Origin of the sequence: Bradyrhizobium sp. SRS-191 (assembly GCF_024586915.1) — a bacterium.
Taxonomy (GTDB): domain Bacteria; phylum Pseudomonadota; class Alphaproteobacteria; order Rhizobiales; family Xanthobacteraceae; genus Bradyrhizobium.
In genome coordinates this window covers 84,475-90,882 of record NZ_JANBVS010000027.1, presented here as the reverse complement: position 1 = coordinate 90,882, position 6,408 = coordinate 84,475, and the positions used below count along the sequence as shown (strand labels likewise).

General features: G+C 66.4%; 7 protein-coding genes. All 7 read right to left on the bottom strand.

What is annotated here, in order from left to right; translation table 11 throughout:
• Positions 1 to 194: 194 nt before the first annotated feature.
• Genes NLR35_RS31795 through NLR35_RS31765 form a run of 7 tightly spaced genes read right to left on the bottom strand, consistent with a single transcriptional unit; the run spans position 195 to position 6,400 of the window.
• Positions 195 to 857 (bottom strand): class I SAM-dependent methyltransferase, encoded by a 663-nt coding sequence (locus NLR35_RS31795; RefSeq protein ID WP_257170493.1) that lies wholly within the window; start codon positions 855 to 857, stop codon positions 195 to 197.
• Between the two features lie 27 nt (positions 858 to 884).
• Complete coding sequence (locus tag NLR35_RS31790) at positions 885 to 1,937, bottom strand: aminoglycoside phosphotransferase family protein (protein ID WP_257170492.1); 1,053 nt, start codon at positions 1,935 to 1,937, stop codon at positions 885 to 887.
• Positions 1,915 to 2,532, bottom strand: coding sequence for a hypothetical protein (locus NLR35_RS31785; protein WP_257170491.1), 618 nt, complete (start codon positions 2,530 to 2,532; stop codon positions 1,915 to 1,917). Before NLR35_RS31785 ends, NLR35_RS31790 begins: the two co-directional genes overlap by 23 nt.
• Before the next feature lie 9 nt (positions 2,533 to 2,541).
• Complete coding sequence (locus NLR35_RS31780; RefSeq protein ID WP_257170490.1) at positions 2,542 to 3,579, bottom strand: zinc-binding dehydrogenase; 1,038 nt, start codon at positions 3,577 to 3,579, stop codon at positions 2,542 to 2,544.
• A gap of 8 nt (positions 3,580 to 3,587) precedes the next feature.
• Entirely contained in the window at positions 3,588 to 4,511 is a 924-nt protein-coding gene (locus tag NLR35_RS31775; RefSeq protein ID WP_257170489.1) for a transketolase family protein, read from the bottom strand.
• Positions 4,508 to 5,356: a transketolase gene (locus NLR35_RS31770; protein ID WP_257170488.1), complete on the bottom strand. Its 849-nt coding sequence runs from the start codon at positions 5,354 to 5,356 to the stop codon at positions 4,508 to 4,510. The genes NLR35_RS31775 and NLR35_RS31770 overlap by 4 nt, the downstream gene beginning before the upstream one ends.
• A gap of 45 nt (positions 5,357 to 5,401) precedes the next feature.
• Positions 5,402 to 6,400 carry a GDP-mannose 4,6-dehydratase gene (locus NLR35_RS31765; RefSeq protein WP_257170487.1) on the bottom strand — a complete coding sequence of 333 codons (999 nt, stop codon included), beginning with the start codon at positions 6,398 to 6,400 and terminating at the stop codon, positions 5,402 to 5,404.
• Between the last annotated feature and the right edge of the window lie 8 nt (positions 6,401 to 6,408).

Genomic DNA, 6,408 nt, shown 5'->3' with positions numbered 1-6,408 from the left:
GATCGCGCGGGGAAGGCCGGGATGTCCCAGCCGAACCTGTGGTACCTGCCGCCTGCATTTTCTTTCGCAGGCGGGCCATGGGGGCGGCAGGCTCCCGGCCTTCCCCGCGCCCTCTCGTTTCGAGAGGGCGACGACCGCAGCATCGCTCGGACGACTTGCGTCGCGAGAGCGCGCGCTGGCGCGCCTGTCTCAGCTCATTCGAAGAAGATGAATTCGTGATCGCCGGTGTAGCCGGAGCGCTTGAACTCGAAGGCCCATTCCTCGGGGGTGTGGAAGATGCGGCAGGTCAGCTGCCAGTACATCAGGTTCACCTTCTCGCGCTCGTTGCGATAGCCCTCGACGCAGAGATATTTGCCGCCGCGGCTGACGCGCTCCATCTCGCGCAGCGCGGCGTCGAGATCGTAGTTGTAGAGGTTGTGCAGCGTGTTGATCGAGATGACGAGATCGAAGTGCTTGTCGGGGTAGGGCAGCTTGGCCGCATTGCCGACCTGGCAGAACGGCTTGACGCTCTCCATCGTGTGCTCGACGCCGTAGGAGGAGATGTCGATGCCGGCGACCTCGAGGTCCGGAATGGCCTCGCGGAAATCGTGCAGAATAAAACCCTTGCCGGAGCCGACGTCGAGCACGCGCATGCCCGGCTTGATGCCGTAGGTCTCGATCATCGCGTCGGCGACCTTGCGCCAGCGGCCGTCATATTTGTAGCCGCCATAGCCGGTCTCGCGGCTGCCGTCCCAATAATCGTAGTCGAACTTGACCGCCATCTCGGCGACGTCGGCCTTGTCGCGCTGGGTGACGCGCGCGAGATAGTCGCGTTTGGTCGATTTGTGGACGAGACTGACGAACTCGCGATAGGCCATGAAGATCTCCGGGCGTGGGATTGTCGGTTAATCGGATGTGGCGCCGATCAGGCTGAGCTGTGCCTCGGCCTTGGCGAGCTGCGCGGCGCAGCGCTGCGCCCAGGCGCCAGTGTCGGCAAAGGCGCGGCGGGTGGCGCCGAGCGGCAGGAAGTCGTTGAGGATGATGCAGGTCCACTTGACCTGATAAGCGTCGATCAAGAGGCGGCAGCGCGTCGCTCCGGCCGCATCGAGGCCGAAGCCGTCCGTCATCCGGTCGATGAAGTGCTCATGCACGGCGAGCGGCACCGGCACCTCGGGCTGGCAGAAGAAGTCGGACACCAGCTTGGCCGGATCGTCGCGCCCAGCATATTCGAAATCGAGGAAGGTGAGCTTGCCCGCATCGTCGATCAGCGCGTTGTGGAAGCCGAAATCGGAGGGCGACAGGCAGACCTGATCCGGAGGGATGGCGGCGTCCGGGACGAGCCCTTCGGCCGCGGCACCGTTGAGGATGTTCGCCTTCACCTCGGCCCAGACGGGCTGCAACTGCGCCGTCACGAACTGCCGGGCCTCGGCGACATGCGGCACGTCCGCGTCGAGCGTCGCAAGCCGGGCGACGCGGCGCTCGACGGTGGCAATATGTTCGGCGAGCGAAAAGCAGGCCTCCGATCCCGGCGCCAGCGTCGGGCGAGGCGGGGCATTTACTGCCAGCACGAAATCGATCGCGGCATCGACATGGGCCGGCGCCAGTTCGAGCGCGGTCAGCTTGCGGCCTTCGACGAAGCTGTAGAGGCCCGCCTGCTCGGCGCGATCGCAGGCGAGCGGCTCGGGCACGACGCGGACGCCGCGCGACCAGGCGTGGCTGATGAAGCTCCATTCGGCGCCGAGCCGGTCGCGGGTGTCGCGGGCGTCGGTGAAGTAGCGCTTGAGGACCAGCGGGCCGTCGGATGTGTCGAGGCGGAAGACCTGGTTGTTGCGGCCGCCGGCGAGCCGGGTCAGCGCCGTCGGGCCGGCCTTGCCGGCCTGCGCGGTGAGGCGCTGCGCCAGCGCCAGCAGGGCGGCATCAGGATCCGCGCCGGCCTCAGCCGCGGTCACGGACGACATCCGCCGCGATCTCAGCCCAGGACGCGCGGCGCTCATATGGCGTCGCCTTGGTCACGAACTGGTTCTCCGGATCGAACAGCACCTTGCGCATGCCCTCGGGGAAGCCGGTCATGGCCAGGATCTCCGGCAAGTCGTCCACGAAGACCTCGCAGGCCAGCGCATGGGCGCGGGCGACCTTCTCGTCCTTGGTCAGCTCGAAGAACACGCGGTCAGGTGAGATCTGGCCGTGCGCTGATCCCATCAGGCCGCGGTCGGTCAGGAAGCCGCGCGCGGCGGCATGCATGTCGTGCTTCGGCCCGAGAATGGGGTGCTTGGTCTTATGGCTGACGATGAACAGGTCATGGCCGGCAGCGCGGGCCGCCGTCACGAACTCCGCAAACCCAGGGTAGGGTGACACCAGGTCCATGCGGGCGCCGTAGACATAGCCCTGCAGCTCGGTGAAATCGTCCTTGCGGCCCGAGCCGTTGAGATGGTCGCGGACGCTGTTCTTGTCGCGGCCGAGGTCGGCCGGGATCAGGCCGCGCTCCAGCGCGGCCGCATGAAACACGCCGTCATAGCAGGCGATCGTGTTGTCGAAGTCGATCCCGATCCGCATGGCCAGAACTTAAGTCAGCGACATGTCGATCAGCGGACGGCCGACCTTGCCGGCGGCGAGGTCCTGCAGCGCCTGGTCGGCCTGGGCGAGGCTGTAGGGCTTCGACAGGAGGTCCCGCACCGGGAAGCGGCCGGAGCTCAGCAGCCGCCCATAGCGTCCGTAATCGCGATCCGGAACGCTGTCGCCGCCCCAGGTGCCGAGCAGGCTCTTGCCCTGGTTGAAGACGCCGGGATTCAACGTCAGCGCCGCGCCGTGCTTGGCATTGCCGATCACGACCGCGCGGCCGCCCTGCTGCCTTGTGGCATTGATCGCCTGATCCATCACGCCGGGAATGCCGGAGGATTCGACCGCGAGATCAACGCCCTGCGGCACGATCTTCTTGATCTCGGCCAGCACGTCGCCGGCCGCATCGATCACGTGCGTTGCGCCGTAGATCTTGGCGAGCGCGCGGCGCGTCGGGTTGGGGTCGATGCCGATCACCGGCATCGCGCCGGCCAGCGCCGCCGCCATCAGCGCATTGAGGCCGATGCCGCCGGTGCCGAACACGGCGACGGCGTCGCCCGGCTGCACCTTCAGCACGTTGTAGACCGCGCCCATGCCGGTCGGCGCGGCGCAGCCGAGCAGCACCGCGACATCCATCGGCAGGTCAGGCGGCAGCAGGGTCAGGCGGTTCTCGCTGACGACGGAATGGCGCTGGAAGGTGGTGACGCCGCCGGCATTGACCTTCTTGCCGTCCCAGTCATAGACCGCGCCGCCGGCCTCGATGCCGGTGCCCTTGATCCAGGACAGCACGACCTTGTCGCCGACCTTGACCTTGGTGACGGCGCTGCCGGCCTCGATGACCGTGCCGGTGCCCTCGTGGCCGAGGCAATGCGGGACCCATTTGTCCTCGCCCTTGTCGCCGCGCCACTCCATCACCTGCGTGCCGCAGGCGCCGGAATAGGCGATCTCGACCAGCACCTGGCCCGGCTTCAAGGCGGGGGTTTCGATCTCGGCCAACACGAGCGGCTGGCCGGTCTGGACCAGGAGGGCAGCTTGGGTCTTCATGTGATGTCTCAGCTCAACGCGTGGATGATCTTGTCCGCGATCTGGTGGCCGGTCAGTCCCAGCACCTCGCGGGCATATTCCTGTTCACCGGATTTCTTGAAGAAGGCATCCGGCGTGCCGAAGCGCAGGAACTTCTTATGCTGCGTCTCGCTGTCGACGAGCCACTCCGAGACCGCCGCGCCGAAGCCGCCGATCAGCGAATGCTCCTCGATGGTGGCAACCAGCTTGAAGCGGCTGAAGGCCTGCTTGAGCTTGTCTTCATCCAGCGGCTTCACGGTGTGGAAGCTCACGACCTCCGCGGAGATGCCCTTCTCCTTCAACGTGTGTGCGGCTTCAATGACTTCCGGCAGCATGTTGCCGGTCGAGAGCAGGCAGACGTCGGAGCCTTCCTCGATGGTGATCGCCTTGCCGATCTTGAAATCCGCGATGGGGCCCTTGTGAACGACAGGCTCACCCTTCTTGCCCATGCGGATGTAGACCGGACGGTCCTGCTGCATCGCCGCGCGCAGCGCGCCGCGCACCTCGAAGGCATCGCCCGGACAGATCACGACCATGTTTGGGATCGAGCGCAGGAACGAGATGTCCTCGCAGGCGTGATGGGTGGGGCCGAGGCCGGAATAAGCAAGGCCGGCGCCGACGGCGACGATGGTCACCGGGGCCTCGTGATAGCAGACGTCGGTGCGGATCTGCTCCAGGCAGCGCGTCGTCACGAACGGGGTGATCGTGTAGGCGACTGGGCGCAGGCCGTTCATGGCCATGCCGGCGGCGACGCCCATCATGTTGGCCTCGGCGACGCCGCAGTTGAAGAAGCGGCTCGGATGCTTGTCCTTGAACTTGTCGAACAGGCGGTTGCCGATGTCGCCCGACAGCATGACGACGCGAGAGTCCTCGTTGCCGAGCTTGGTCAGTTCGTCCGCGAACGCGTTTCTCATGACAGGCCGAGCTCCTTGAACGACTTGACGACTTCCTCAGCGGTGGGGGCGCGGTAATGCCAGTTGTTGTCGTCCTCCATGAACGACACGCCCTTGCCCTTCACGGTGTGGGCGATCAGCGCCACCGGCTTGCCCGAACCGTTCGGGATGTTCTGCATGGCTTCCGCCAGCGCGCCGACGTCATGGCCGTCGATCTCGTGCGCGTCCCAGCCGAAGGCGGCCCATTTGTCGCGCAGCGGCGCCAGCATCAGCGTCTCGTTGGAGCGCGCGGTCGCCTGCCACTTGTTGTAGTCGACGACGACGCAGACGTTCTCGAGCTTCTGGGCGGCGGCGAACATCGCGGCCTCCCACACCGAGCCCTCATTGTTCTCGCCGTCCGACAGCAGCGCAAACACGCGGTAGCTCTCGCCCTTGATGCGCCCCGCCAGCGCCATGCCGCAGCCGAGCGGCAGGCCGTGGCCGAGCGAGCCGGTGGCCGCTTCGACGCCGGGCAGCAGGTTCGCCGGCGGATGCTCGGCGAGCCGGCCGCCGTCCTGGCAATAGGTGTCGAGCTCCTCGATCGGGAAGTAGCCCTTCATCGCCAAGGTCGCGAACAGCGCCGCGGCGGCGTGGCCCTTCGAGAGGATGAAGCGATCGCGCAGCGGATCGGTCGGGTTCTTCGGGTCGATGTTGAGCACGTGCCAATAGGCCGCGGTCATCGCATCGGCGCAGGACAGCGACGAGGCGAGATGCGCGGCCTGCGCCTTGTGCGACATCTCGATGATCTTGCCGCGCAGCTTCGCGGCCTGCGCCTTCAGGGCGGCCACGTCGGGCTTGGCCGCGGTGTTCCGGACTGCCACGTTCATCGTGCTCTCCAGTCGCGCATCCCCTCGGGACAGCGCAGGGATCGATCAGGGTTTATGCTCATACTTGGTCGGCAGCTTGGCCATGACATGCTCGAAGCGTCGCGCCCAGGCGATGACGTCGTCGATGCCCTGTTCCAGCGAGAAGGTGTCGCGCCAGCCGAGCTCGGTCCGCAGCTTGAAGCTGTCGAGCGTGTAGGCGGTGTCCTTGCCGGGCCGCTCCGGGCCGATCTCGACGCAGTCCTCGAAGTTCTTGCCGAGCCGGGCCAGGATCATCTCGACCAGCGTGCGGATCGACACCAGCTCGTAGCCGGAGATGTGATAGGTCTCGCCGAGCTTGCCGCTGCGGCCGATCTTCACCGTCGCATCCGACACATCGGTCATGTGGATGAACACGCGGACCGACTTGCCGCCGCCGTCGAGGCGCAGCTTCTGCCCGGTCATCGCGGCCACGATGGTGCGCGGCACGATGCGATAGAGCTGCTGGCCCGGGCCGTAGACGTTGGCCGCGCGGGTGAACACGACGGGGAACTGGTAGTTGGCGAAATAGGTGCGCAGGCTCATGTCACCGGCCGCACGCGACACGGCGTAGGGCGTCGACGGGTTGAACGGCGCATCCTCGCGCACCCAGCCCTCGGTCGAGCCGTAGACCTCCGGCGTGGTGACATGGACGTAGCGGTCGAGACCGTCATAGTTGCGCAGGATGTCGTGCAGTCGGACCGCGGAGACGACGTTGGTCATCATCCAATGGTCCGGATACAGCCAGCTCTCGCCGACCATGCTCTGCGCCGCGAAGTTCACGACATGAGTCGGCCGCTCGCTTGCCAGCAGCGCCTTCAGCGCGTCGAGGTCGTGATTCAGGTCGACGCGCTTGAAGCGGACGTTACCGGGGCGCTTCTGCCACTTGTAGGGCAGGAACGCGTCATGCGGCTCGTCCGAGCGGCTGGTCGCGATCACGTCGTGACCGGCCGCGGCCAGGAAGTCGACGAAGGTTGCGCCCGAGAAGGAGTTCGAGCCGAGGATCAGGTACTTTTCGTTCGCAGCCATCGTCTCTG

Coding starts and splice junctions, on each gene's coding strand:
- NLR35_RS31795 (WP_257170493.1), bottom strand. CDS start 857: ATGGCCTATCGCGAGTTCGTCAGTCTCGTCCACAAATCGACCAAACGC.
- NLR35_RS31790 (WP_257170492.1), bottom strand. CDS start 1,937: ATGTCGTCCGTGACCGCGGCTGAGGCCGGCGCGGATCCTGATGCCGCC.
- NLR35_RS31785 (WP_257170491.1), bottom strand. CDS start 2,532: ATGCGGATCGGGATCGACTTCGACAACACGATCGCCTGCTATGACGGC.
- NLR35_RS31780 (WP_257170490.1), bottom strand. CDS start 3,579: ATGAAGACCCAAGCTGCCCTCCTGGTCCAGACCGGCCAGCCGCTCGTG.
- NLR35_RS31775 (WP_257170489.1), bottom strand. CDS start 4,511: ATGAGAAACGCGTTCGCGGACGAACTGACCAAGCTCGGCAACGAGGAC.
- NLR35_RS31770 (WP_257170488.1), bottom strand. CDS start 5,356: ATGAACGTGGCAGTCCGGAACACCGCGGCCAAGCCCGACGTGGCCGCC.
- NLR35_RS31765 (WP_257170487.1), bottom strand. CDS start 6,400: ATGGCTGCGAACGAAAAGTACCTGATCCTCGGCTCGAACTCCTTCTCG.